The 26047-nt window shown below is 68.9% G+C and carries 24 protein-coding genes; 23 read left to right on the top strand and 1 reads right to left on the bottom strand.

The window, feature by feature from the left end:
• The first annotated feature begins 287 nt into the window (after positions 1–287).
• The 17 genes from C5C17_RS18560 (at position 288) to C5C17_RS06345 (ending at position 19931) form a co-directional block, all read left to right on the top strand.
• Positions 288–3152, top strand: coding sequence for a hypothetical protein (locus C5C17_RS18560; RefSeq protein ID WP_181028509.1), 2865 nt, complete (start codon positions 288–290; stop codon positions 3150–3152).
• Between the two features lie 180 nt (positions 3153–3332).
• Positions 3333–4370 (top strand): HAD-IIA family hydrolase, encoded by a 1038-nt coding sequence (locus C5C17_RS06270; RefSeq protein ID WP_104252537.1) that lies wholly within the window; start codon positions 3333–3335, stop codon positions 4368–4370.
• Positions 4367–4594 carry a hypothetical protein gene (locus C5C17_RS18345; RefSeq protein WP_146079096.1) on the top strand — a complete coding sequence of 76 codons (228 nt, stop codon included), beginning with the start codon at positions 4367–4369 and terminating at the stop codon, positions 4592–4594. Before C5C17_RS06270 ends, C5C17_RS18345 begins: the two co-directional genes overlap by 4 nt.
• On the top strand, positions 4591–5472 hold the full coding sequence (locus C5C17_RS06280; protein ID WP_104252539.1) for a TlyA family RNA methyltransferase: 882 nt from the start codon (positions 4591–4593) through the stop codon (positions 5470–5472). The genes C5C17_RS18345 and C5C17_RS06280 overlap by 4 nt, the downstream gene beginning before the upstream one ends.
• On the top strand, positions 5469–6392 hold the full coding sequence (locus C5C17_RS06285; RefSeq protein ID WP_104252540.1) for an NAD kinase: 924 nt from the start codon (positions 5469–5471) through the stop codon (positions 6390–6392). Before C5C17_RS06280 ends, C5C17_RS06285 begins: the two co-directional genes overlap by 4 nt.
• On the top strand, positions 6389–8158 hold the full coding sequence (gene recN / locus C5C17_RS06290) for a DNA repair protein RecN (protein WP_104252930.1): 1770 nt from the start codon (positions 6389–6391) through the stop codon (positions 8156–8158). Before C5C17_RS06285 ends, recN begins: the two co-directional genes overlap by 4 nt.
• Before the next feature lie 11 nt (positions 8159–8169).
• Positions 8170–9891 carry a CTP synthase gene (locus C5C17_RS06295; RefSeq protein WP_244295986.1) on the top strand — a complete coding sequence of 574 codons (1722 nt, stop codon included), beginning with the start codon at positions 8170–8172 and terminating at the stop codon, positions 9889–9891.
• Complete coding sequence (locus C5C17_RS06300) at positions 9888–10532, top strand: NUDIX hydrolase (RefSeq protein WP_104252541.1); 645 nt, start codon at positions 9888–9890, stop codon at positions 10530–10532. The genes C5C17_RS06295 and C5C17_RS06300 overlap by 4 nt, the downstream gene beginning before the upstream one ends.
• 10 nt (positions 10533–10542) lie before the next feature.
• A complete protein-coding gene (gene xerD, locus C5C17_RS06305; protein ID WP_104252542.1) occupies positions 10543–11478 on the top strand; it encodes a site-specific tyrosine recombinase XerD in 936 nt (311 codons plus the stop codon).
• 23 nt (positions 11479–11501) lie between these two features.
• The gene (locus C5C17_RS06310) at positions 11502–12374 is read left to right on the top strand and encodes a ParA family protein (protein ID WP_104252543.1); all 873 of its coding nucleotides are present in this window, start codon (positions 11502–11504) and stop codon (positions 12372–12374) included.
• The gene (locus tag C5C17_RS06315; protein WP_374953900.1) at positions 12358–13227 is read left to right on the top strand and encodes a segregation and condensation protein A; all 870 of its coding nucleotides are present in this window, start codon (positions 12358–12360) and stop codon (positions 13225–13227) included. The genes C5C17_RS06310 and C5C17_RS06315 overlap by 17 nt, the downstream gene beginning before the upstream one ends.
• Positions 13220–13816 carry an SMC-Scp complex subunit ScpB gene (gene scpB / locus C5C17_RS06320; protein WP_104252544.1) on the top strand — a complete coding sequence of 199 codons (597 nt, stop codon included), beginning with the start codon at positions 13220–13222 and terminating at the stop codon, positions 13814–13816. The genes C5C17_RS06315 and scpB overlap by 8 nt, the downstream gene beginning before the upstream one ends.
• Positions 13817–13919: 103 nt before the next feature.
• A complete protein-coding gene (locus tag C5C17_RS06325) occupies positions 13920–14825 on the top strand; it encodes a pseudouridine synthase (RefSeq protein ID WP_104252933.1) in 906 nt (301 codons plus the stop codon).
• Positions 14822–15916, top strand: a complete 1095-nt coding sequence (locus tag C5C17_RS06330; protein WP_104252545.1) for a prephenate dehydrogenase — start codon at positions 14822–14824, stop codon at positions 15914–15916. The genes C5C17_RS06325 and C5C17_RS06330 overlap by 4 nt, the downstream gene beginning before the upstream one ends.
• On the top strand, positions 15913–16704 hold the full coding sequence (locus tag C5C17_RS06335; RefSeq protein WP_104252934.1) for a d(CMP) kinase: 792 nt from the start codon (positions 15913–15915) through the stop codon (positions 16702–16704). The genes C5C17_RS06330 and C5C17_RS06335 overlap by 4 nt, the downstream gene beginning before the upstream one ends.
• The gene (gene der, locus C5C17_RS06340) at positions 16701–18248 is read left to right on the top strand and encodes a ribosome biogenesis GTPase Der (protein WP_104252546.1); all 1548 of its coding nucleotides are present in this window, start codon (positions 16701–16703) and stop codon (positions 18246–18248) included. The genes C5C17_RS06335 and der overlap by 4 nt, the downstream gene beginning before the upstream one ends.
• Before the next feature lie 231 nt (positions 18249–18479).
• The gene (locus C5C17_RS06345; protein WP_104252547.1) at positions 18480–19931 is read left to right on the top strand and encodes a glyceraldehyde-3-phosphate dehydrogenase; all 1452 of its coding nucleotides are present in this window, start codon (positions 18480–18482) and stop codon (positions 19929–19931) included.
• Positions 19932–20030: 99 nt separating this feature from the next.
• Here the strand turns inward: C5C17_RS06345 and C5C17_RS06350 are convergent, their stop codons facing one another.
• Positions 20031–21530: an APC family permease gene (locus tag C5C17_RS06350; RefSeq protein ID WP_104252548.1), complete on the bottom strand. Its 1500-nt coding sequence runs from the start codon at positions 21528–21530 to the stop codon at positions 20031–20033.
• 229 nt (positions 21531–21759) lie between these two features.
• Here C5C17_RS06350 and C5C17_RS06355 point away from each other — a divergent pair, with 229 nt between their 5' ends.
• From C5C17_RS06355 to C5C17_RS06380, 6 genes are all read left to right on the top strand, one after another.
• Positions 21760–22308, top strand: a complete 549-nt coding sequence (locus C5C17_RS06355) for an RNA polymerase sigma factor (protein ID WP_104252549.1) — start codon at positions 21760–21762, stop codon at positions 22306–22308.
• Positions 22305–22880 carry a hypothetical protein gene (locus C5C17_RS06360; protein ID WP_146079097.1) on the top strand — a complete coding sequence of 192 codons (576 nt, stop codon included), beginning with the start codon at positions 22305–22307 and terminating at the stop codon, positions 22878–22880. The genes C5C17_RS06355 and C5C17_RS06360 overlap by 4 nt, the downstream gene beginning before the upstream one ends.
• On the top strand, positions 22877–23173 hold the full coding sequence (locus C5C17_RS06365) for a hypothetical protein (protein WP_104252551.1): 297 nt from the start codon (positions 22877–22879) through the stop codon (positions 23171–23173). The genes C5C17_RS06360 and C5C17_RS06365 overlap by 4 nt, the downstream gene beginning before the upstream one ends.
• 69 nt (positions 23174–23242) lie before the next feature.
• On the top strand, positions 23243–24721 hold the full coding sequence (locus C5C17_RS06370) for a S1C family serine protease (RefSeq protein ID WP_104252552.1): 1479 nt from the start codon (positions 23243–23245) through the stop codon (positions 24719–24721).
• Between the two features lie 70 nt (positions 24722–24791).
• A complete protein-coding gene (locus tag C5C17_RS06375) occupies positions 24792–25217 on the top strand; it encodes an NUDIX domain-containing protein (protein WP_104252553.1) in 426 nt (141 codons plus the stop codon).
• A 118-nt stretch (positions 25218–25335) separates the two neighbouring features.
• A complete protein-coding gene (locus C5C17_RS06380) occupies positions 25336–25998 on the top strand; it encodes a PadR family transcriptional regulator (RefSeq protein ID WP_104252554.1) in 663 nt (220 codons plus the stop codon).
• Positions 25999–26047: the final 49 nt, after the last annotated feature.

A 26047-nucleotide genomic window follows, 5' to 3' on the forward strand; every position in this document is an offset into this window, starting at 1 on the left:
ACCCTGTGGGAGAGTAGGTCACCGCCGGACTTCTTCATGAGCCGGGGTTGGTTGGTGAGTGAGCAGAGATGCTCCTCGCCTCCCAACCCCGGCTTTTTTCATTTGCCACCGGCATTCGCGCAGCAGCCGAGAGCGGCTACTCGCGAGGCAGCCCACGTACGACTCAGAGTCCGCCCCGGACCCACGAAGTGCGTTGACGTAGGCTGGGTGGCGACGCAAGCGTCCAAGGTGAGGCGCATCCAAACGAGTACAACAACAATTCGACAGCGCATCCCGAGGAGCTATTCATGGACGCAAACGACAACGAGCGGCGAAGCTCAAACAACGACCGTGGAGCGGGCAACCGCAACGAACGCGGTGGACAGGATGGGCGACGGGATGCCGGCGGACGAGGCGGCGAGCGCAAGTCCTACCCGCCCCGCGATGGCGAGCGCAAGTCGTACCCTCCTCGTGATAGCGAGCGCCGATCCTACAACTCGCGCGATGACCGTGGTGACAACCGCGGTGAGCGCAAGTCGTACCCGCCCCGTGATGGCGAGCGCCGACCCTACAACTCGCGCGATGAACGTGGTGACAACCGCGGTGAGCGCAAGTCCTACCCGCCCCGCGATGGCGAGCGCAAGTCGTATCCGCCTCGTGATGGTGAGCGTCGTTCCTTCGGATCGCGCGACGACCGTGGTGATAACCGCGGTGAGCGCAAGTCGTACCCGCCCCGCGACGGTGAGCGTCGTTCCTTCGGATCCCGCGATGACCGCGGCGACAACCGTGGCGAGCGCAAGTCGTATCCGCCTCGTGATGGTGAGCGTCGTTCCTTCGGATCGCGCGACGACCGTGGTGATAACCGCGGTGAGCGCAAGTCGTACCCGCCCCGCGACGGTGAGCGTCGTTCCTTCGGATCCCGCGATGACCGCGGCGACAACCGTGGCGAGCGCAAGTCGTATCCGCCTCGTGATGGTGAGCGTCGTTCCTTCGGATCGCGCGACGACCGTGGTGATAACCGCGGTGAGCGCAAGTCGTACCCGCCCCGCGACGGTGAGCGTCGTTCCTTCGGATCCCGCGACGACCGCGGCGACAATCGTGGCGAGCGGAAGAGCTACGCGCCTCGTGATGGCGAGCGGAAGTCGTACGCGCCTCGTGATGGCGAGCGGAAGTCGTACGCGCCTCGTGATGGCGAGCGGAAGTCGTACGCGCCTCGTGATGGCGAGCGGAAGTCGTACGCGCCTCGTGATGGCGAGCGGAAGTCGTACGCGCCTCGTGATGGCGAGCGGAAGTCGTACGCGCCTCGTGATGGCGAGCGGAAGTCGTACGCGCCTCGTGACGGTGAGCGGAAGAGCTACCCGCCCCGTGACGGAGAGCGTCGTTCCTTCGGATCCCGCGACGACCGCGGCGACAACCGTGGCGAGCGCAAGTCGTACCCGCCCCGCGACGGTGAGCGTCGTTCCTTCGGATCCCGCGACGACCGCGGCGACAACCGTGGCGAGCGGAAGAGCTACCCTCCTCGTAATGGCGAGCGGAAGTCGTACGCGCCTCGTGATGGCGAGCGGAAGAGCTACCCGCCCCGCGATGGCGAGCGTCGTTCCTTTGGATCGCGCGACGACCGTGGTGACAACCGTGGCGAGCGCAAGAGCTACCCGCCTCGCGACGGGGAACGTCGCACATCCGGCCCCCGCAGCGACAGCCGTGGCGGACGTGACGACCGTGGTCAGGACCGCCGTGGCGGTTTCAGCGGACGCGGTGGGCCTGCGCCGGAACGCCCGGAGCTGACCGAGGAGGAGATGCTTGCACGCGAACTGCGTCCGGTCCGTGCTGAGCACATCGACCCGATCGTGCCCGATGAGGTCAGCGAATCGGACCTGCCGAAGGGCGCTCGCAACGAGCTCAAGACGCTCGAGGCGACGAACCAGGAGTTCGTGGCAAGGCACCTCGTCATGGCGTCCGTGCTCATCGACACCGACCCCGAGCTGGCTCACCAGCACGCCGTCTCCGCAGCCCGTCGCGGTGGTCGAATCGCCATGGTCCGCGAGACGCTCGCGATCACGGCCTACACGATCGGCGACTACGCCCTCGCGCTGCGCGAGCTGCGCACCTACCGACGCATCAGCGGTAAGGAAGACCAGCTGGCGCTCATGATCGACAGCGAGCGCGGACTCGGTCGCCCCGACCGAGCCCTCGAGCTGGGCCGCGCCGCCGACCGCACGGGCCTCGGCCCCGCGGAGCTCGTCCAGGTCGCGATCGCCATGTCGGGCGCACGCCTCGACCAGGGCTCACCCGATCTTGCGCTCGCCGAGCTCGAGATCCCGCAGCTCGACCCCAAGCGCGCGTACTCGTACAGCCCGGCGCTCTTCGGCGCCTACGCGACCGTGCTCGAAGAGCTCGGCCGCGAGTCGGAGGCCGAGCGTTGGACTGCGCTCGCGACCCGCGCCCAGGACGCACTCGACGCCGTCAAGCACGACGAGCACGAGACGATCGAGGTCATCACCGAGGGCGAGTTCCCGCCGCTCGAGGACGACGAGATCGACGGCGAGGATGCCCCCACCGAAGACGCAGAGTCGGACACCGAATCGACCCACGCCGCGGACAGCATCGACGGCGAGGACGCGGCCGAGGCCACCGACGCGCCCTACTCAAGCGACGACGACGATCTCGAAGCTGAAGTCGACGAACTGCTCGCCGCAAGCGGCGAGCTGACCACCGACACCAGGTCGCAGAGCGACGCCGAAACCGTCGACGGAGCCGCCGCGGTGCTCGACGACGCACTGGTCGCCGAGGTCGAGGCGGAGGCCGACGAGATCGTCGCCGAAGCCGAAGCAGGCGACGACGTGGAGGCCGAGGCAGAGGACATCCTGGTCGAGGCGGAAGCCGCCGACGAGGTCGCCGAGGTCGAGGCGGAGGCCGACGAGATCGTCGCCGCCGCTGAGGAGCTCGAAGAACTGGCGGAGGACGAGGGTGACGCACCTGCTGTTCTCGAAGTCGAGCTCGACGTCGTGCCCGCCGCTCCCGAGGAGGAAGCAGGCGTGGAGCCAACGCCGCAGGGGGCCGCGGCCGAGGCTTCCGAGCCTGAGGCGGCTTCCGATGCTGAGGCCGTCGACGAGAACGACGACAACGAAGGAAAGCGCAAGGGCGACGAGCCCGAGCCGCTCTTCGACCTGTGACCGGATGCGGGGCGGCGGATGCACTCCGTCGCCCCGCTCCTGCGTCCCGGCGCGACTGTGTCACGCCGCCCTGCACTTCCGCACTCAGCGATGATCGACGCGCGACGAGCGCAACCATGACGAGGACGAGCGCCGGCCAGGCACCGCACGGCGGCACGCTCAGAGAGACGAGAGATCCCGATGGCATTGTTCAAGAAGAGCACCGGAACCGGACCAGCTCCCCTCGACGGCGTGGACGTTGTGCTGGCAGATCTCGATGGTGTCGTCTACCGTGGCCCGAATCCGGTGCCGCACGCGGTCGAGAGCCTGAACGCGCTCGCGACCGCAGGTATCCGCTCCGGGTACATCACGAACAACGCGTCCCGCACTGACGAGCAGGTTGCTCAGCACCTGCGCGACCTCGGACTGTCGCTCACCGCCGAGGATGTCGTCACGAGCCCGCAGGCTGCGGTCCGACTGCTCTCGACGAAGGTCGCCCCTGGCGCGCTGATCCTCGTGGTGGGCGGCGATGGGCTTGTCGATGAGCTCGCGAAGGGCGGCTTCCGCGTGACGCGGTCCGCCGACGACGAGCCGGACGCCGTGATCCAGGGCTTCGCGCCCCACGTCGGCTGGGAGCACCTCGCAGAGGCCTCGTTTGCGCTCGCACGCGACATCCCGTGGGTCGCGACGAATCAGGACTGGACGATCCCCGTCGCCCGCGGGATCGCGCCTGGGAACGGCACGCTGGTGTCCGCAGTCCACACGGCGGTACAGAAGCTGCCCCTCGTGGCGGGCAAGCCGGAGAAGGCGATCTTCGATGAGGCGGTGCGGCGCTTCGACGCCAAGAGGGCGCTGTTCATCGGCGACCGGCTCGACACCGACATCAAGGGCGCGGATAACGCCGGCATGACGTCGGCATTCGTGCTCACGGGCGTGGACCGCCCGAAGCAGCTCATCGCAGCGCCTCCCGGTCAGCGCCCCGACTTCATCCTGAGCGACCTGCGGGAGCTCTCGCAGCCGTACCCGAAGGTCATCGCCGAGCGTCCACAGGCCGAGCACGCTGTCGCCAGGGTCGGCGACGCGCAGGTCACGGTGCGCGGCATCGACGTCATCGTCGATCGCGCAGGCTCTTCGCCCATCAACCTGCTGCGGGCAGGATGCGCCGCCATCGCAGCCTCGGAGAAGCTGATCTACGCGCTCCGCGTGCCGGAGGTGCTGTACTCGGAGCTCGCCTCGTGAGCTCCGAACACGCGGGCGAAGGCCACGCGAGAGCAGGCGACGCTGGCGGTGCGGCAGTGCCCGACACCAGCGCCGAGCCCGACACTGAACTTGCTCTGGAGCTCGAGCGCATCGGCACCCTGCCAGTTTCGGAACGGGCCGCCGAGTTCTCGCGAGTGCACCAGCAGCTCGGCCAGCTCCTTGAGAGCACCCCGGTCCAACTCTTCGATGGAGACCAGTCATGAACTCGCAATCTCAGAGCGCAGGAGGCGAAGTCCTTCAGCGGCTCGACACAGACCTGACGCGCCGCGGCCTCGCGCGCAGCCGAACGGCGGCGGCCCGGCTCATCGAGTCCGGCCTCGTGTCGGTCAACGGGGTCACGTCGACCAAGACCGGATTGCGAGTCGCGCCGAGCGACGCGCTGGCCGTTGCCGGGGGAGACGACTTCGTCTCCCGCGCCGCGCACAAGCTCGTCGCGGGGCTCGACGCCGTGCCGACTCTCGATCCGGCTGGACGCGCAGCGCTCGACGTGGGTGCCTCGACCGGCGGATTCACGCAGGTGCTGCTCGCGCGCGGTGCCAGGCACGTGGTTGCCCTGGACGTCGGGCACGACCAGCTCGCTCCCGCCCTCCGAGAAGACCCCCGAGTGACGAATCTCGAGGGCGTCAACGCGCGCTTCACCGATGCTGAGCAGCTCGACGAGCTGCTCCAGGCGGCGGACGCCCCGGTGTGTTCTGGCGACCTCGACCTCGTCGTCGGTGACCTCTCGTTCATCTCGCTGACGAAGGTGATCGCCCCCATCCTGGCGATGGCGCCCGGTCTCACGGATGCGGTGCTGCTCATCAAGCCACAGTTCGAGGTCGGCCGAACCGGTGTGAAGGGCGGCATCGTCCACGACCGCAAACTGGTCGCGCCCGCACTTGAGCGGGTGCTTGTCGAAGCGGCGAGCTGCGGGCTCGAGCTCGTCTCGCTGCGCCCGTCGCCGATCGTCGGCACCCACGGCAACGCAGAATTCGTTGCGGTTCTCCGCACGTCGACAGGCTCGAGTCCAGCCGATGCTGACAGACTCGTCACTCTGCGACGAGCCATCGTCGAAGCGGAGGACCTGGAGGGAGATCGATGACGGAGTTCCCGAAGCGGCGCATCCTCGTCGTCAGCCACGTTGCCCGGGAGGACGCCATCGAGGCGGCCATGACCGTGTTGCAGCTGCTCGACGACGCGGGAGTCACGCCCGTGCTGGAGCCAGCGACGTACCGTGAGCTGCTGCGCCTCGATCGCAACCGGGTGCCTCGGACGACGATCTCGCTCGGGGAGGATCTCGCTGCCCACGAGGTGGAGATCGCGATCGTCCTCGGGGGTGACGGCACCATCCTCCGCGCCGCGGAGATCGTGCGCGAGGCGGGAGTGCCGATCCTCGGTGTCAACCTCGGCCACGTCGGGTTCCTCGCGGAGAGCGAACGAGACTTGTTGGCGGATGCTGTGGGCCGCGCACTTGACCGCGACTACCAGGTCGAGGAGCGCATGACCCTGGATGTCCGCGTCACGCTCGGCGGTGAGACCGTCTACGAGACGTGGGCCCTCAACGAGGCCTCGATCGAGAAGGCCAGCAGGGAGCGGATGCTCGAGCTCGTCCTCGAGGTCGACGGGCAGCCGCTGCTGAGCTTCGGCGCCGACGGTGCCATCTTCTCGACGCCGACCGGTTCCACCGCCTACTCCTTCTCGGCTGGCGGGCCGATCGTCTGGCCGACCGTCGAAGCCCTGCTGCTCGTCCCCATCAGCGCGCACGCGCTCTTCGCGAGACCGATCGTGGTGGGCCCCAGCTCCACCCTCGCCGTGGAGATCGTCCCGAGGACCGGCACGCCCGGCGTGCTGTGGTGCGACGGGCGGCGCACGTACGACCTCACGGCGGGATCCCGCGTGACGGCGACGAGGGGCGGCGCCCCGATCCGGCTCGCGCGCCTGCACAGTGCACCGTTCAGCAAGCGACTTGTCGAGAAGTTCCAACTCCCGACCTCAGGATGGCGAGGACCCGCACGCGCATGATTCTTGACATCGACATCTCCGGCCTCGGCGTCATCGAGCGAGCCGAGCTTCCCCTGGGGCCCGGTTTCACCGCGATCACGGGGGAGACCGGCGCGGGCAAGACCATGATCGTGACGGCCCTCGGGCTGCTGCGCGGAGGACGCGCGTCGGCCGACGCCGTCCGCTCCGGAGCCAGCAAGGCCGTCGTCGAGGGGCGCTGGCAGCTGGACTCCGACAGCCCCGCGGCGAGGCTCGCCGCAGACGCGGGCGCCGAGCTCGACGAGAACGATGAGCTCCTCGTGGCCCGCCAGGTGAGCGCTGAAGGCCGGAGCCGGGCCTGGCTCGGCGGGCGCGGTGTCCCCGCGTCGATCCTCGCCGACCTCGGCGAGCGGCTCGTGGTCGTGCACGGGCAGAGCGACCAGTGGCGGCTGCGCAGCGAGGGCGCGCAGCGAGCGGCGCTGGATGCGTTCGGCGGCGCGGAGCTGCGCACCGCTCGTTCCGCGGTTCGCGAGGCGCACATCCGCCGCGGCGAGCTCCGCTCGGAGCTGCAGACGCTGAGCGACGCCGAGGCCGAGCGTGAGCTCGAGGCCGCCCGCCTGCGACGCGCGCTCGCCGACATCGAGCCCGCCGAGCCCCAGCCGGGGGAGGACGTGACGCTGCTGGCGCGCATCGAGCGTCTCTCGAACCTCGAAGCCCTGCGCCGCGACGTCGGCCAGGCACACGAGCTGCTCGCGGGCGACAGCTCCGCAGGATTCGGCGGCGAGGGTGGCGGGAGCTCGACCGAGCTCGTCTCCCAGGTGCGATCCCTGATCGACAGCGCGACGTCGAGCGACCCGGCGCTGGGTGAGCTGGGACAGGCCGCGGCAGACATCTCGTTCGCGATCGACGAGCTGGGGCTTCGCCTCGCGGGCTACCTCGACGGGCTCGAGGCAGAGGGGAGCGGAGAGCTGGCTCAGCTCAACGACCGCCTGACGCTGCTCACGAGCCTGACGCGGACCTACGGGCCGACCCTGGACGACGTCATCGAGCTCGGCTCGCAGGCCGGCATGCAGCTGCTTGACCTCGAGAACGACTCCACGCGCATCCAGGAGCTGGAGACGCAGATCGCCGAGGCCGAAGCGACGCTCGCAGCTGCGGCCTCACGGCTCACCGAGCTCCGCACGGCGACCGCTTCGCTCCTCGAGGAACGGGTCACGACGGAGCTGCACGCGCTCGCGATGCCGGCGGCGCAGCTGACGGTCGAGATCTCTCCGCTCGACGAGATCGCCGCGCACGGTGGTGACCGTGTCGCGTTCATGCTGCGACCTCACCCGGGAACGGAGCCCACGCCGCTCGGCAAGGGGGCGTCCGGCGGGGAGCTCTCCCGCGTCATGCTGGCACTCGAGGTGGTGCTCGCCGATGTGAGCTCGGTGCCGACGCTCGTCTTCGACGAGGTCGACGCCGGCGTCGGAGGCTCTGCCGCCATCGAGATCGGGCGCCGTCTGCAGCGGCTCTCCGCGAACGCGCAGGTCATCGTCGTCACCCACCTGGCGCAGGTCGCGGCGTTCTCGGACAATCACATCAGCATCGAGAAGTCGAGCGACGGGCAGTTCACGACCTCCAGCATCCGCCGGATCAGTGGGGCGGACCGTACGCAGGAGATCGCCAGGCTCCTCTCGGGTCTCTCCGACAGCGAAACTGGAAACGCCCACGCCGAGGAGCTGCTGGAGCTCGCGGCGGCGAATCGCGCAGCGCCAGGTGGTGCCGGACACGACGCAGGCGCAGACGGATCGCGGTCCGTCGTCTAAGATGGAATTCCGTGACTAGCGCAGATATCCCAGTTGCGGGAAACGACCAGGCCGTTGTCAAGCAGATCTATGTGACCGGGGGCGTCGTCTCCTCGCTCGGCAAGGGCTTGACCGCCGCCAGCCTGGGCAATCTGCTCAGGGCCAGAGGCCTGCGAGTCGTCATGCAGAAGCTCGACCCGTACCTGAACGTCGACCCGGGAACGATGAACCCGTTCCAGCACGGTGAAGTGTTTGTCACCAACGACGGCGCTGAGACCGACCTCGACATCGGGCACTACGAGCGCTTTCTCGACGTCGACCTCGCCCAGTCCGCGAACGTCACGACGGGGCAGATCTACTCGAGCGTCATCGCCAAGGAGCGTCGCGGCGAGTACCTCGGCGACACGGTGCAGGTCATCCCGCACATCACCGACGAGATCAAGCGCCGCATGCGCCTGCAGGCCAGCGAGGAGCCTCGCCCCGACGTCATCATCACGGAGGTCGGCGGCACCATCGGCGACATCGAGTCGCAGCCGTTCATCGAGTCGGCGCGCCAGCTGCGCCACGAGCTCGGTCGCGACAACGTCTTCTTCGTCCATGTCTCCCTCGTGCCGTTCATGGGCGCATCCGGGGAGCAGAAGACCAAGCCGACGCAGCACTCGGTCGCAGCGCTCCGCTCGGCAGGCATCCAGCCGGATGCGCTCGTGCTCCGCAGCGACCGCCCGGTGACCGAGAGCAACAAGCGCAAGATCGCGCTCATGTGCGACGTCCCCGAACGCGCCGTCGTCAACACCATCGACCTGCCCTCGATCTACGACATCCCGCGCGTGCTGCGCGAGCAGGGGCTCGACGAGTACATCATCGAGCAGCTCAAGCTCCCGGCCGAGCCCATCGAGTGGAGCGCCTGGGAGCGCCTGCTCGAGGTCGTGCACCAGCCGAAGCACCAGATCACGGTCGGCCTCGTCGGCAAGTACATCGACCTGCCGGACGCCTACCTGTCGGTCACCGAGGCGCTGCGAGCCGGTGGCTTCGCGAACCAGACGCGCGTGAAGCTGCGCTGGATCCCGTCCGACGAGTGCGAGACGCACGATGGCGCCGCTGCCCAGCTGAGCGACGTCGACGCGATCTGCGTGCCAGGCGGCTTCGGTATCCGCGGCATCGAGGGAAAGCTCGGAGCCCTGCGCTTCGCGCGTGACAACGCCATCCCGACCCTCGGGCTCTGCCTCGGCATGCAGTGCATGGTCATCGAGTACGCCCGCAACGTCGTCGGCATCACCGACGCGAGCTCCTCCGAGTTCGACCCGGAGACGCCGAACCCCGTCATCGCGACGATGGCCGAGCAGGTGGACATCATCGAGACCGGCGACATGGGCGGAACCATGCGCCTCGGGTCCTACCCGGCCGCGCTCGACGAGGGGTCCATCATCGCGGAGCTCTACGGTTCCACGCTCGTCGAGGAGCGCCACCGCCACCGCTACGAGGTCAACAACGCGTACCGCGAGCAGATCGCGGATGCGGGGCTCCACTTCTCGGGACTGTCCCCGGATGGCACGCTCGTCGAGTACGTCGAGCTGCCGCGCGAGGTGCACCCGTTCTACGTGGCCACGCAGGCGCATCCCGAGCTGAAGTCGCGTCCGAACAGTGCGCACCCGCTCTTCTCCGGCCTCGTCGCCGCCGGCCTCGAGCGTCAGCGCTCCGGCCGCCTCGTCGATGTCGAGGAGAACGTGCAGGACGTGGACCAGGTTCAGCAGTGACCGACGCCGCCGGATCGGGGCCGTTCGCGGACCAGGTCGCCGAGGACACGGTGCTCGAGTCGAGCGTCGTGTTCCGCGGTGCCGTCTGGGACATCGTGCGTGAGCGGTTCCGCTTCGGCGACGAGGAGCTGACGCGGGAGTTCATGTCCCATACGGGGGCCGTCGCGGTCCTCGTGCTCGACGTCGCAGACCGCATCCTCTTCATCCGCCAGTACCGTCACCCCGTGGGGCGACGCGGCTGGGAGCTGCCTGCCGGCCTCCTCGACGCGCCGGGCGAGGACCCGCTCGATGCGGCGAGGCGCGAGCTGGCCGAAGAGGTCGATCTTGTCGCCGAGCGCTGGGACGTGCTCCTCGACCAGTACACGTCGCCGGGCGGGAGCAGCGAGAACGTGCGCGTGTACCTCGCGCGCGCGGTCTCCTCGACGCCAGAGGCCTTCGCCCGCACAGGCGAGGAGGCGCAGCTGGAGCAGCGCTGGGTCGCGCTGCCGGATGCGCTCGACGCGGTCCTCGAAGGCTCGGTGCAGAACCCGTTCGTCATCTCCGGCGTCATGGCGCTGCACCTCGCGAAGGAACGCGGCTGGACGACGCTGCGCCCAGCCGACGCGGAGTGGCCGACCCGATCGCCGGGCCGCCCGGAGTAGTCGACGCGCCGTGGCTGCACATCCGGGTGAAGCGAAGGCGGACACGGCACTGCTCGACACCTACCTCCGGCACCTGACCATCGAGCGGGGTCTGTCGAGCAACAGCCTCGGCGCCTACCGGCGCGACCTCGGCAAGTACCTCGACTGGCTCGAGCGCACCGACCGGGGGCCGATCGGTGCTGTGGCCCCCGACGACGTGTCGGCGTTCCTCGCCCACCTCCGCGAAGGCGAGGGCCTGGCGGCGTCCTCCGTCTCGAGGGCGCTCTCGTCGGTCCGCGGCTTCCACCGGTTCCTGCTCGACGAGGGGATGCTGGATGCGGACGCGACGACGCGCACGCGCGCCCCGAAGCTCCCGTCACGGCTCCCGAAGGCGCTCACGGTCGCCGAGGTCGAGCGACTGCTGCAGGCGGCCGACGGTGAGACGCTCGAGGCGATGCGCGACACCGCGCTCGTCGAGCTCCTCTACGCGAGCGGCGCCCGCATCTCGGAACTCGTCGACCTGAACGTCGACGATCTGATCGAGCCGGGCATCCTCCGCGTGCGGGGCAAGGGCAACAAGCAGCGCATAGTGCCGGTCGGCAGCTTCGCCCAGCGGGCGCTCGACCGCTACCTCGTTCGGGCGCGACGTGAGCTGTCGACTCGGGGGAGTGCGACGCCCGCGCTGTTCCTCGGCACGCGAGGAGCGCGGCTGTCTCGGCAGAGCGCGTTCAACCTGCTGGACGCCATCGCGACGCGCGCCGATCTCGCCGGCCGAGTCTCCCCGCACACCCTCCGGCACTCGTTCGCGACCCACCTGCTCGAGGGCGGTGCTGACGTCCGAGTCGTCCAGGAGCTGCTCGGCCACGCCTCGGTGTCGACGACGCAGATCTACACGCTCGTGACCGCCGACACCCTGCGCGACGTGTACGCCACGAGCCATCCGCGCGCCACCCTCGGCGGAGGCTGAGGCGGGGATAGGATGCAGAGGTCATGAGCGAAGAGACGATCGAATCCACGCCCCGCAGCGCAAGCGCGGTGTCGACGCGACTCTACAACCACTTCGAGGTGCCGGAGGAGCTGGAGAGCCACGGCCCCGCGCGCATCATCTCGATGTGCAACCAGAAGGGTGGCGTCGGGAAGACCACGACGAGCATCAACCTCGGCGCATCCCTCGCCCTCTACGGTCGCCGCGTGCTGGCCGTCGACTTCGACCCCCAGGGTGCATTGAGCGCCGGCCTCGGGATCCGCACGTACGACGTGCCAACCGTCTACGATCTGCTGATCGGCACGGTCAAGGACCCACACGAGGTCATCCAGGCCACGGCGTTCCCTGGCCTCGACGTCATGCCAGCCAACATCGACCTCTCCGCCGCCGAAGTGCACCTCGTCACCGAGGTCGCCCGCGAGCAGATCCTCGCGAGCGTGCTCCGCAAGGTCTCGAGCGAGTACGACGTCATCATCGTCGACTGCCAGCCCTCGCTTGGCCTCCTGACCGTCAACGCGCTCACGGCGAGCCACGGCGTCGTCATCCCGCTCGAATGCGAGTACTTCGCGCTCCGCGGCGTCGCGCTCCTCGTGGAGACCGTCGACAAGGTCCGCGACCGGCTGAACCCGTCGCTCGAGCTCGACGGCATCCTCCCCACCATGTACGACGGCCGCACGCTGCACTCACGCGAGGTACTCGACCGCGTCTACGAGGCGTTCGGCGACCGGGTCTTCGACACGGTCATCGGCCGCACGGTGAAGTTCCCCGACGCATCCGTCGCCGGGGTCCCCATCGTCCGATTCGCTCCAGAGCACACCGCGTCGAAGGCGTACCACCAGCTCGCGCGCGAGTTGATCGAACGTGGCGCCGTCGCCTAGCGCCCTGACCACCCGGGGAACCTCAGCACCGCGGGTCGGCGCCCCCGCCGCGCCCGACCTCGAAGGCGCGTCCGACCCCGACTTCCGGGTGTCGCTGAGCAACTTCGAGGGCCCGTTCGATCTGCTCCTCACCCTCATCTCGAAGCATGAGATGGACATCACCGAAGTGTCGCTGAGCCGCGTCACGAGTGAGTTCATCGGGTACCTCAACGATCTGTCGACACCGGAAGAGCTCGACCGAGCGAGCGAGTTCATCGTCGTCGCCGCAACCCTCCTCGACATGAAGATCGTCAGCCTGCTGCCGCAGGGCGAGTACGTGGATGCGGAGGACGTGGCGATCCTGGAGGCGAGGGACCTGCTCTTCGCCCGTCTCCTGCAGTACAAGGCCTTCAAAGAGGTCTCAACCTGGTTCGCGGCCGCGCTCGGTGTCGAGGGGCAGCGCACGACCCGCGCCGTGCCGCTCGAGCCGAAGTTCAGGGAGCGCATCCCGGATCTCGTCTGGACGCTCTCGGCCGCCGACTTCGCGGCGCTCGCGACCCTGGCACTCGCACCGCGCGAGATCCCGACCGTCGGCCTCACCCATCTGCACGCGCCCAAGGTGAGCATCCGCGAGCAGGCGCGCATCCTTGTCGCCCTGCTGCAGGATGGTGAGCCGCGGACGTTCCGCGAGCTCGTCGCCGACGCCGACGCCCGGGGTGTCGTCATCGCGCGCTTCCTCGCCCTCCTCGAGCTCTACCGACGGGCAGCGCTCAGCTTCGAGCAGGAGACGCCCCTCGGCGAGCTGACGGTGACGTGGGATGCCGACAGCTGGGACGCCGCGCAGCTCTCGAGCCTCGGAGACGACGATGACTGACCCACGGCAGCTCGACCGCCCGGCCGAAGAAGCCGACCAGCCGGGCGTCGACCTCGACCGCGCCGTCGAGGCGATCCTCTTCGTCGCCGACGAGCCCCTGTCGCTCGTGGCCATCGCCGGGGCCGTCAGCCGCCCGGTCCCCGACGTGCGCGCATCCATCGGCCGACTCGTTGCGGACTACAACGGCGACCTCGCCGGTCCCGAACGTGGCTTCGAGCTGCGCGAGGTCGGCGGAGGGTGGCGGCTCTACGTGCGCGAGAACCTCGACGACATCGTCGCCGACTTCGTGCTCACCCGCCAGCCGTCGAAGCTCTCGCAGGCCGCACTCGAGACACTGGCCGTCATCGCCTACCGCCAGCCGATCACGCGTTCGCAGGTGGCGCAGGTGCGCGCCGTCAATGTCGACTCGGTGGTGCGTACTCTGGTAGCACGTGGCCTCATCGCAGAAGACGGCCACGACGACGTGACCGGGGCCATTCGCTACGTCACGACACAGACGCTTCTGGTGCATCTGGGACTCAACTCGCTCGACGAGCTGCCCAAGATCTCACCTCTGCTCGACGAAGGACAGGACGGATTCCATGAGTGACCAGCGAGGGCGCGGATCGCGCCGCGGCGACACCGACCGCACCGCCGACGAGGCAGCGGCGCTCCGCCAGGCTGCGCAGGCGCGCCCCGAGGGCGGCTACTCGATGGACGACTTCGACGACATCCCGCTCGCGGGGCGCGAAGCCGAACCGGCGCCCGAGCGCACCGACGGCGTGCGACTTCAGAAGGCACTCGCCGCGGCCGGCGTCGCCTCGCGCCGCGTGTGCGAGCAGTACATCACGCAGGGCCGCATCGAGGTCAACGGCGTCGTCGTGACCGAGCTCGGCAGCCGCATCTTCCCGGACCGCGACGAGGTAGCCGTCGACGGCACGCCCATCCAGCTGGACCCCAGCAAGCGCTACGTGGTGCTCAACAAGCCGACCGGCGTCGTCTCCACGATGCGCGACGAGCAGGGGCGCCCGGACCTCCGCGAGTTCACGAGGGAGTTCAGCGAGCGGGTCTACAACGTCGGCAGGCTCGACGTGGACACGAGCGGCCTGCTCATCCTCACCAACGACGGTGAGCTCGCGCACGTGCTCGCGCACCCATCCTTCGGTGTCGAGAAGACCTACATCGCACGCGTCGACGGGCGGGTCTCCGCGAAGGCGCTCCAGCGCCTCCGCCAGGGCTTCGAGCTCGAGGACGGCTTCATCAAGGCCGACAGCGCGAGGCTCCTCGCCGACCAGCCCAGCCGCACCGCCTCGCTTGTCGAGATCGTGCTGCACTCCGGCCGCAACCGGATCGTGCGTCGCATGCTCGAGGAGGTCGGCCACCCCGTCACCGCGCTCGTCCGCCGCAGCTTCGGCCCGCTGAACCTCGGCACCCTCCGCGAAGGCGAGATGCGCGAGTTCACTACACTGGAACTCGGCCGCATCCTGAAGCTCGCCCGGCGAGCCGGGCAGCAGCGCGACGGCGGCACCCTCACCCAGGCGGCGGAGCCGGCTCGCGAGCCCAAGCAGGGCCGCGGCCCGCGGCAGGCGCCGCCCACCAGATCGAAAGGTCGTCGATGACGCCAACTCGAACCAACTCCCCGGTACGGGTGGTCGGTGCCGGGCTGCTCGGCACCAGCGTCGGGCACGCCCTGCGCAGGCTCGGTGTCGACGTCCAGCTCGACGACATCTCACCTTCGGTGCTCCAGCTCGCCGTCGACTACGGGGCGGGGACCCTGGCCGCTGACGCCGCCGGGGGAGAAGCGCCGCGGATCGTCGTCGTCTGCGTGCCCCCCGACGTGACCGGCCAGGTCGTGGCCGCGGAACTCGAACGCTGGCCCGACGCCATCGTGACCGACGTCGCGAGCGTGAAGTCGGCGCCGCTCGCAGAGCTCGTCTCCCGAGGCGCCGACATCAGCCGCTACCTCGGGTCGCACCCCATGGCCGGGCGCGAGACGGGCGGGCCGCTCTCGGGCCGTGCAGACCTCTTCGTCGGCCGCCCCTGGGTCATCGCGCACCACGAGCAGACCAGCGTCTTCGCGCTGCAGGAGATCGAGGGGCTCGCCCTCGACGTCGGCGCCACTCCCGTCACCATGACCGCGGATGATCACGACCGGGCCGTCGCGCTCGTCTCGCACGTTCCCCAGCTCGTCTCCACGCTGCTCGCCTCGCGTCTCGTCGACGACGAGGACGGGGCCACGGCGCTCGCGGGCCAGGGCCTGCGGGACCTCACGCGCATCGCATCCAGCGACCCCGTGCTGTGGACGCAGATCCTCACCGCGAACGCCGCGCCGACCGCCGCTGTGCTCCGCAAGCTGCAGGCAGACCTCGACAAGGTCGCCAGCGCACTCGAGCACAGCCACGAGCGCGGCTCGGGCCGCATCATCGCCGAGCAGCTCGCGACCGGCAACGCCGGCGTGGCGCGGCTGCCAGGCAAGCACGGCTCCTCGAGGCGTGAGTTCGACTCCGTCACGGTCATGATCGATGACAAGCCAGGCCAGCTCGCGAAGCTCATGGGCGACGTGGGCGACGCCCAGGTCAACGTCGAGGACTTCCGCATGGAGCACGCGCAGGCCTCCAACGTCGGCCTCGTCGTCATCTCCGTCGTCCCCTCGGCAACAGCGAAGCTCGTTGACGAGCTCGAACAGCGCGGATGGAGGATCGCCGCATGACCGAGACCACCCCGATCAGCCACGACGCCCTCGCCGCTGGCACGCCCGTCGTCGTCGCCGTCGACGGGCCGGCAGGCTCCGGCAAGTCGAGTGTCTGCCGAGAGAGCGCGCGACGCCTCGGCTTCGGCTACCTCGACACAGGTGCCGCGTACCGCGCGCTCACCTGGTTCGCGATCGACAGCGGATGCGACCTCGACGACGGTGACGCCGTCGCGGCACTGCTCCCGAGCTTCATCGACCGGTACCGCATCTCGGAGAGCCCGGACGAACGCTGGGTTCGCGTCGGCGAGACCGACATCACGGAGCTCATCCGCGACACCGCAATCTCCGGCGAGGTCTGGCGGGTCTCCCGCGTGCCTGCTGCCCGCGAGGCCCTCACGGCGCTCTTCCGGAGCACCATGGCCGGCACCACGAGCCCAGGCATCATCGCCGAGGGTCGGGACATCACGACGGTCGTGGCCGCGGATGCCCCCGCGCGCATCCTCATGACCGCCGACGAGGCCGTGCGCATCGCGCGCAGGGCAGGCGAGAAGGTCGGCGAGACCGTCGCCGCCGTCGCGGAGTCCGTGTCAGCGCGCGACGCCCGCGACGCCAAGGTCACCAACTTCACCGAAGCCGCCGACGGCGTCACGGTGCTCGACACGACAAGGCTCGACTTCGAGCAGTCTGTCGAGGCATTCCTGCGGATCGTCGCCTCGGCGACATCAGGCCCGCATCAGACGACAGCACCGTCGCTGGCAGCCGCCCCAAGCGCTGTCAGACACGACAACACGAAGGAGTCACGATGACTGACGACCAAGGACGGAACGACGAGGCGACCGACGCCTCCGAGGAGTTCGACCCAGCAGGCGGCGAAGAGCTCGTCGCGCGCCTCGAGGAACTCGACGACACGGTCGTGGAGAAGCGCACCCAGGCGCTGCGCCAGAGCCTCGACGACTACGAGCTCGAGGAAGACGACCTCGAGGTGCTCCTCGGCGCCTCCGAGGACGGCGACGCCATCACCTACCTGCCCGCGCTCCCCGTGCTCGCAGTCGTGGGCCGACCCAACGTGGGCAAGAGCGCACTGGTCAACCGCATCATCGGCCGCCGCGAAGCCGTCGTCGAGGACACCCCCGGTGTCACGCGCGACCGCGTCTCGTACAAGGCCGAGTGGAACAACCGCTGGTACACGATCGTCGACACCGGCGGATGGGAGCCGGACGCCAAGGGCATCGACCTCTCCGTCGCCCAGCAGGCCGAGATCGCCGTCGAGCTCGCTGACGCGGTCCTGTTCGTCGTCGACGCGAACGTCGGCCCGACCGCGACCGATGAGCACGTGGTGAAGCTGCTCCGCCGCACCGACCGGCCCGTCATCCTCGTCGCGAACAAGGTCGACGACGCCGTGCAGGAGCCGAACGCAGCGCAGCTGTGGAGCCTCGGTCTCGGTGAGCCGTGGCCGGTCTCCGCCGTGCACGGCCGCGGTGTCGCGGACCTCCTCGACAAGGTCATCGAGATCCTCCCCGAGGTCTCGAAGGTCGCGAAGGAGGAGATCGGCGGACCCCGCCGCGTCGCCATCCTGGGACGCCCGAACGTCGGCAAGTCAAGCCTCCTGAACAAGGCCGCAGGAGAGGAGCGCGTCGTCGTCAACTCGCTCGCTGGCACGACGCGCGACCCCGTCGACGAGCAGGTCGAGCTGGGTGGCAAGATCTGGCGCTTCGTCGACACGGCCGGCATCCGCCGCCGCGTGCACCTGCAGCAGGGCGCAGACTTCTACGCGTCGCTGCGAACGACGGCAGCTCTTGAGAAGGCCGAGGTCGCCGTCGTGGTCCTCGACGTGACCGAAGCCGTCAACGTGCAGGACCTGCGCATCATCGACCTGGTCCTCGAGTCCGGCCGCGCGCTTGTGCTCGCGTTCAACAAGTGGGACATGCTCGACGACGAACGCCGCTGGCAGCTCGAGCGTGAGGTCGAGCGCGACCTCGCCCACGTCGCCTGGGCGCCGCGCGTCAACATCTCCGCGAAGACGGGGCGCCACCTCGAGAAGCTCGTGCCAGCCCTCGAGCTCGCCCTCGACTCATGGGACACGCGCATCCCGACCGGCAAGTTCAACGCGTTCCTCGCCGAGCTCACGGCCGAGTTCCCGCACCCGCTCCGTGGCGGCAAGCAGCCGCGCATCCTGTTCGGCACGCAGGCGCAGACGCGCCCGCCGACATTCGTGCTCTTCACGACCGGCTTCCTCGACCCGGGCTACCGCCGCTTCATCCAGCGTCGCCTGCGCGAGGTGTACGGCTTCGAGGGCTCACCCATCATCACGAACATGCGTGTTCGCGAGAAGCGGGCCAAGCGCAGCTGATCGAGCCCTCGAGCTCGATGGGGCCAGTCCAGTTCGACCCGTCCGGGTCGGCGGGGCTGGCCCCTTTCACATGGCAGGTCCACTCTGCCAAAAACGCCCGAATTTCTCGCATCGTGAATACGCCGACGCTCCACGCCGCCGATTCGGGCCCGGCGCCGGACGCAGAACCGTAGGATTTTGCCTGTGCCTGGCGTTCAGGCGAGAACTTTCGACGTTGAGGGGTCCCATTCGATGATGGAAAAGTCCGAGCAGACGCAGCACGAGTGGCTGGAGAAAGTCGGAATCGCCGAGCGGATGATCCCGCTCATCGGAAACCTGTACCGCACGCGGAACGTCGTGACCTCGATCTACGGTCACCGCCTCATCAACCTCTCCGCGATCGACATCATCAAGGCGCACCGCTTCGCCCGCCGCATCAACGACGTCGAGCTGTCGTTGGACGCGACGCTGCCGATCCTCGAACGGCTGCAGGAGTTCGATCTCGGCACCGCCTCCATCGACCTCGGCGAACTGGCGACGCGTTTCGCGGCACAGGACGAGGACCTCGACACGTTCCTCGCCAACCAGCTGCTCGAAGTCATCGGCACCGGGTCTCCTGACTCGGGCGCCGACGTCGTGCTCTACGGCTTCGGCCGCATCGGGCGCCTCCTCGCGCGCATCATCATCTCGCACGCCGGCACGGGACGAGGGCTGCGCCTGCGCGCCATCGTCGTCCGCAAGGGCAGCGACAACGACCTCGAGAAGCGGGCGAGCCTGCTGCGCCGCGACTCCGTGCACGGGGCGTTCGCCGGCTCCATCTCGGTCGACCAGGCCGCCTCGACGATCCAGGCCAACGGCACGGTCATCCAGGTCATCTACTCGAACGATCCCGCGACCGTCGACTACGAGTCGTACGGCATCCGCGATGCGATCGTCGTCGACAACACGGGCCGCTGGCGCGACGCCGACGGCCTCGCGCAGCACCTGCAGAGCCCCGGAGTGCGTCGAGTGCTGCTCACGGCTCCCGGCAAGGGGCAGCTGAAGAACATCGTCTACGGCATCAACAACGCCGGCATCACCGACGACGACCGCATCCTGTCGGCCGCGTCGTGCACGACCAACGCCATCACGCCGGTCCTCAAGGTCATCGACGAGCGCTACGGGGTCGTGCACGGGCACGTCGAGACGGTGCACTCGTTCACCAACGATCAGAACCTCATCGACAACTTCCACAAGGGCGACCGGCGCGGTCGGGCCGCTGGCCTCAACATGGTGATCACCGAGACGGGAGCGGCGAAGGCGGTCGCGAAGGCGCTGCCGCACTTCGAGGGCAAGCTCACGGGCAACGCCATCCGGGTTCCCACGCCAGACGTCTCCATGGCAGTGCTCAACCTCACGCTCGAGCGTCCGACGACCCGCGGCGAGGTCAACGACTTCCTGCGCCAGGTGTCGCTCAGCTCGGTGCTCCGCCAGCAGATCGACTACATCGAGTCGAGCGAAGTGGTCTCGACCGACTTCGTCGGCACGACGCGCGCCGGCATCGTGGATGGGCTCGCGACGATCGCCGAGGGCAAGAACCTCGTGCTCTACGTCTGGTACGACAACGAGTTCGGCTACTCGACGCAGGTCGTGCGCATCATCGAGCAGCTCGGTGGCGTCCAGCCGCCCATCGTGCCGCACCGCAGGGAAGTCTCACAGCTCTAGGCCCGGCGCCACCGCTGCGCCGTCGCGTGGTGGGCCAGATACCCCGAAGGGTCGCCATCCTGTGCGGATGACGACCCTTCGGGGTATCTCGTCGCTGGACTACTTGAGCTCGGCGCCGAGGATCTCGGTGGAGGAGGCGCGCTCCTTGCCAAGCCGCGAGTTGCGGCGGCTGTAGAGGAAGTAGATGGCGAGGCCGATGGCCAGCCAGATGGCGAAGCGGAGCCAGGTGAGCGTCGACAGGTTGAGCATGAGCCAGAAGCAGAGCACGGCCGACAGGATCGGCAGGAACGGCGACCACGGCATGCGGTAGGCGAGCTCGCGGTTCGGGTACTTCTTGCGGAGCACGAGGATGGACAGGCTCACCAGCACGAACGCGGAGAGCGTGCCGATGTTGATCATCTCCTCGAGCCAGTCGACGTTCGTGAGGCCGGCGAGAAGCGCGACGGCGATGCCGACGCCGATCTGCAGACGGATGGGGGTCTTGCGCTTCTCGCTCGTGATGCTCCACGAACGCGGCAGCAGGCCGTCGCGGCTCATGGAGAACAGCACGCGGGCGAGGCCCATGAGCAGCACGAGGATGACGGTCGTGAAGCCGAGCAGGATGCTGATGGAGATGATCTGCGCCGCCCAGTCGGCGCCGACGAGGACGAACGCGGTCGCCAGCGACGGGGTCTCGGCGGCGGCGAGGTCCTTGTAGGAGACCATGCCGGTGATGACGAGGCTCACCGAGAGGTAGAGCACCGTCACGATCCCGAGGCCGAGGAAGATGCCGCGGGGCAGGTTCTTCTTCGGGTTCTTGACTTCCTCCGCGCTCGTCGCGACGACGTCGAAGCCGATGAACGCGAAGAAGACGATGGATGCGCCGGCGAGGAGCCCGAAGACGCCGTACATGCTCGGCTCAGCGCCGGACATGAACGAGAAGAGCGACTGGTGCCAGGCGTCCGTGCCCGACTCGGCCGCAGGCTGCGACGGCGGGATGAACGGCGTGTAGTTGCTGGCCTTCACGAAGAACGCGCCGACGACGATGACGAACAGCACGGTCAGGACCTTGAGGATCGTCAGGACCGCGCTGACGCGTGATGAGAGCTTCGTGCCGAGCACGAGCAGCGTCGTGAGGACGGCCACGATGAAGAAGGCGGCCCAGTTCAGCTCGAACAGGCCGAAGATGCTGAGCTTGGGCGGGATGTCCCAGCCCCAGATGTTGACGACCTCCTGCAGGTAGACGCCCCAGTAGCTCGCGATGACGGCGGAGGCCGACAGCATCTCGAGGATGAGGTCCCAGCCGATGATCCAGGCCAGGAGCTCGCCGAGCGTCGCGTAGGTGAAGGTGTAGGCGGAACCGGCCACGGGCACGGAGGAGGCGAACTCCGCGTAGGCCATGATCGCGAGTCCGCAGGTCACGGCGGCGAGCAGGAATCCGAGGGTGATGGACGGGCCGGCGTTGTTGGCGGCCGCCTTCGCTCCGACCGAGAAGATCCCGGCGCCGACGGCGACGGCGACGCCCATGATGGCGAGGTCCCACACGCCGAGGGACCGCTTGAGCGACCGTTCCTCGGAGTGCGAGTCCGCGAGTGAGGCCTCGATGCTCTTCGTTCGCATCAGGCTTTGGAAAAAGCTCAAGGTGTTCCCCCAGTGTGTTCTCTCCGCGCGCGGGCACCCGCGCGCGTGTGGAGTTTACCTGCCGGAAACACGATGGCGATTGCCGGGGGAGAAGTTGCGCCGATCCCCACGTGGTGGTGACCCGATCATTGGCAGGGAGTGCCAGGTCTGCATGCCCTAGGGTTGCCCGGCAGGACCAGCCAGATCCGAATGTCGCGAAGGAGGAAGCGTGCCTGACCTCGCAGATGCGCCAGATGCGCTGCTCGTCGCCCGTGCCAGAGACGGTGACGAGCGTGCGTTCGAGGTGCTCATCCGCCGGCACTGGGGACTCATGATCGCGACCGCCATCAGACTGCTGTCGTCGCGCGCTGACGCCGAGGACGCGGTGCAGGACGCCTGCATCGTCGCCTGGAAGCGCCTCGACCTCCTCCGCGACCCGGATGCCGTGCGCGCGTGGCTCGTGCAGATCGCCGCCCGCAAGGCGACCGATCGCCTCAGGAGGCGGAAGTTCGAGCAGGACATCGACGACGTGGACGCCCCGGAGGCCCCGGAGCTCGGTCCGCTCGCGCAGCTCGAGCTGAACGCGAAGCTCGATTCGGCGTCCCGGGTGCTCGCGGGCCTCCCCGAGCTGCAGCGCCAGTGCTGGATCCTCAAGGAGACCGCCGGGTTCACCTACGCGGAGATCGCCGAACAGCTCGACACGAACACATCGACGGTGCGTGGGGCCCTCTCTCGGGCCAGGATCGCGCTGCTGCGGGGCATGGAGGAATGGGCATGAGCGAAGAAGTCGAGCCGACCATCGGCGCCGCGGGGTACACCCTGACACAGCTCTCGGAGTACCTGGACGCCGGTCGTCTGCCGTACAACGCCGACATCGAGGAGGACCCCGAGTGCGAGCGGGCGCTCGCGGCACTCGAGCGGGTGACGAAGGCGTCGCACGACCTCATCGAGGCGGAGTCCGCGGCCACGCCCGCGCCGAGCAGCGCCTGGCTGCAGTCCATGCTGCGCGGCATCGCGATGGATGCGCGCGCGGGCCGCGAGATCCCGCTCGCCTCGCCGGAGCCCGAGTTCGAGTTCTCGCAGAGCGAGGGCGTCATCCGCGAGCTCATCCGCCGGACTGGCGACGCCATCGAGGGCGTGCTGATCGGACGGTGCGTGCTCGACGGCGACGTGACCACGCCGGGAGCACCGGTGCACGTCACCGTCTCGGTGACGGTGCTCGGGCTGCGCCCGCTGCATCCGCTCGCCGACGAGGTGCGGGATGCGATCGCGGAGGCGCTTGCGCTCGACACGACGCTGCGGGTCACGGGCATCGATATCGTCATCGCAGATGTGAGGAGCGTCGAATGATCGACCGTGAGCGCGTCGCCGAGGTGGTCGAGGGTGCGGCCCTCGGAACCCCTGGCGTTGTGGAGCTGCTGCCCATCATCGGCATCCACCTGGGATCACTGCACGTCGATGTCGGCACTGCAGACGGTGTCGTCTCGATCACGGTGCGCGTGCGCGTCGACTCGTCGGGCCCGCAGGGGCGCATCGTGGAAGGGCTCGCGACCCGGATCAAGGCGGCTGCTCTGACGGTGCTCCCGGTCGGATCGACCGTGCGGGTGCGTGTGCGGGTGCACGCCATCGCGGGTCGAAGCTGAGCCACAGCTTCGCCATAGCAATGGCATAGCCCAGGGTTGGATGCTCGGTGGTGTCGAAAGGAACCACACATGTCCACCCCCTTCACCCCGGAGAACGCCCCGCAGGACGGCGCCAAGTCGTACCCCGAGTCCTTCCCCCAGCAGCCCTTCGCCCCTCAGCCGCCAGCCGGCCAGCAGGCGCACTCGTTCGCGCCCCAGTACTCGTCGGGGTCCGGCCAGTATCAGCCGGGCCAATACGTTCCGGGTGGGTCTGTTGCGGGTGGCTACGCCTCGTCCGACTCGCGGACCCACCAGTACCCGACTGCAGACTTCGCGTCGAGCGGCTTGGGCCCTGCAGCCGGCCCTGACCTCACGCCGAGAAAGCGCCGCTTCGGCACGGTCGCGCTCCTCACCGCGGGTCTCCTCGTCGGCGGCGTCGTGGGCGGCGGGGTCGGCGGGGCCGTCGTCGGCGGCTTCGGCTCGTCACAGGTCGCCGCGGGCCAGTCCAGTTCGCAGTCGATCACGGTCAACAACCCCCAGGATGCGACGCTCGTCACGAGCATCGCCGCGGTCGCCTCACCGAGCGTCGTCACGATCTCGGCCTCCTCCGGCCAGACTGCCGCGAGCGGTTCGGGCGTCGTCATCGACGGTGCCGGCTACATCGTGACCAACAACCACGTCGCGACGATCGACGGCGCCACCGGCAACGCTGAGCTCTCCGTCCAGACCAGCGACGGTCGCCTGCTGCCTGCGACCTTCGTCGCCGGAGACCCCGTGCTCGACCTCGCGATCATCAAGGTCGAGGACACGTCCCTGACGCCGATCACCTTCGGCGACTCCGACAAGCTCAATGTCGGGGACGTCGCCGTGGCCATCGGTGCACCCCTCGGACTCTCCGACTCCGTGACCGAGGGCGTCGTGAGCGCGCTCGACCGCGGCATCCTCGTCAGCTCGTCTGCGGTCCCGGAAGAGGTCGAGTCCGACGGCACGCAGGAGGACAGCCCATACAACTTCTGGCGCGGGGACCCCAACTCACCAGAGGGGCAGAGCACGACGCAGGGTTCGTCCTCGGTCGCCCTGCCCGTGATCCAGACCGACGCCGCCATCAACCCGGGCAACTCTGGCGGTGCACTCGTCGACCAGGACGGTGCCCTCATCGGCGTCAACGTCGCGATCGCCGGCGCGAGCAGCGGTGGCGAGACTGCCGGGAACATCGGGGTCGGCTTCTCGCTGCCGTCGAACCTCGTCAAGCGGGTGACCGAGCAGCTCATCGCCGATGGCGCGGTGTCGCACGGGTTCCTCGGTGCCAGCGTGAGCGACCCGACGGCGGCCGACTCGAGCGTGGCGGGCGCCTACGTCGCCCAGCTCACAGCGGGAGGACCTGCGGCGCAGGCCGGCATCCAGGCCGGTGACGTCATCACCTCCTTCGGCGGGCATCGAGTCTCGAACTCGACGGACCTGACGGCGCAGATCCGCGCCCTCGAGCCCGGCACGCAGGTCGAGGCCGTGCTCGTGCGCGGTGGCCAGGAGCAGACCGTCCAGGTGACGGTGGGGGAGCTCGGGCAATAGGACCCAGTCTTAGGACCAGACTCGCGGCAGATCCTCTCGACGATGGCGGGCACGCACCTATCCTTGGTGCGTGCCCGCTCCTGTGCTTACCGTCGCCGCCATCTGCTTCGAGGACTCCGAGGGGCGGGTGCTCACGGTTCGCAAACGCGGGACGACGAAGTTCATGCTTCCCGGCGGCAAGCTCGAGCCGGGGGAGTCGCCCAAGGTCGCCGCGATCCGAGAGATCGAGGAGGAGGTCGGTATCGTGCTGGACGATGCCGAGGTCGCCTTCCTCGGCGAGTGGACGACCGCGGCCGCCAACGAGGCGGCGACCGACCTGGTCGGCACCGTGTACCTCGCTGCGCTCACCGGCACGCCGAACGCGCGGGCCGAGATCGAGGAGCTGCGGTGGGTGGATGCGTACCCGGGGCCGGATGCTGACCTCGCCTACCTCGCGCCCCTGCTCAGCGAGTGCGTCATGCCCGAGCTGCGGCGGCGTCGGGACGCGCGGGGCTGAGACCTCAGTCCGAACCTCTCGAACATTCTCCGATATATCGCTTGACACCGATCATTCACCGATATATCGTCGAGCTATCGGAGTTGCAGCGTGCAGCTCCGGCAGAAAGGTTCATCCAATGCGCAAGCACTTCACTCACAATCACCACCCGTTCGAAACCGAACGGGGACACTCCCATGAGGGTGGTCGCGGTCACGGTTACGGCCAGGAGCACCAGCAGGACGAGCGCGTCCGACGGTTCTCGCACGGCTTCGGTCCCGGACGAGGGTTCGGCCCCGGGTTCGGCCCGGGCGCAGGTCATGGCCCCGGCTTCGGGCCCAAGTTCGGTCCACGTGGCCACCGCCGCGCCGGCAAGGGCGACGTCCGCGCCGCCATCCTCTCCCTCCTCGCCGAGGGGCCCTCGAACGGCTACGGCCTGATCAAGGGCATCGCCGAGAAGACCGACGGCGTCTGGCGGCCGAGCCCCGGCTCCGTCTACCCGACGCTGCAGCAGCTGGTCGACGAGGAGCTCATCGAGCAGGGCGGCACCGAGAAGAAGCCGGTCTTCGAGCTCAGCGAAGCTGGCCGCACGTACGTGTCCGAGCATGCCGAGGAGCTCGAGCAGGGCTGGCGCGGCGTCGCCGGTATGTCGGAGACGGCGACCGGCCTGCGAGAGTCCGCGATGCAGTTCATGGGCGTCATGCAGCAGTTCCGCCTCGGCGCGACCGAGGAGCAGCAGCAGGAAGCCACCAAGGTGCTCGACGACGCTCGCAAGGCCCTCTACTCGATCCTCGCCAAGTAGGCGGGGTGCGGGTCACGACCGCGGGAATGACACCCCCGCGGGGCCAGAG

The sequence above is a fragment of the Pseudoclavibacter sp. RFBA6 genome (assembly GCF_002931575.1).
GTDB classification, from domain to species: domain Bacteria; phylum Actinomycetota; class Actinomycetes; order Actinomycetales; family Microbacteriaceae; genus Pseudoclavibacter; species Pseudoclavibacter terrae.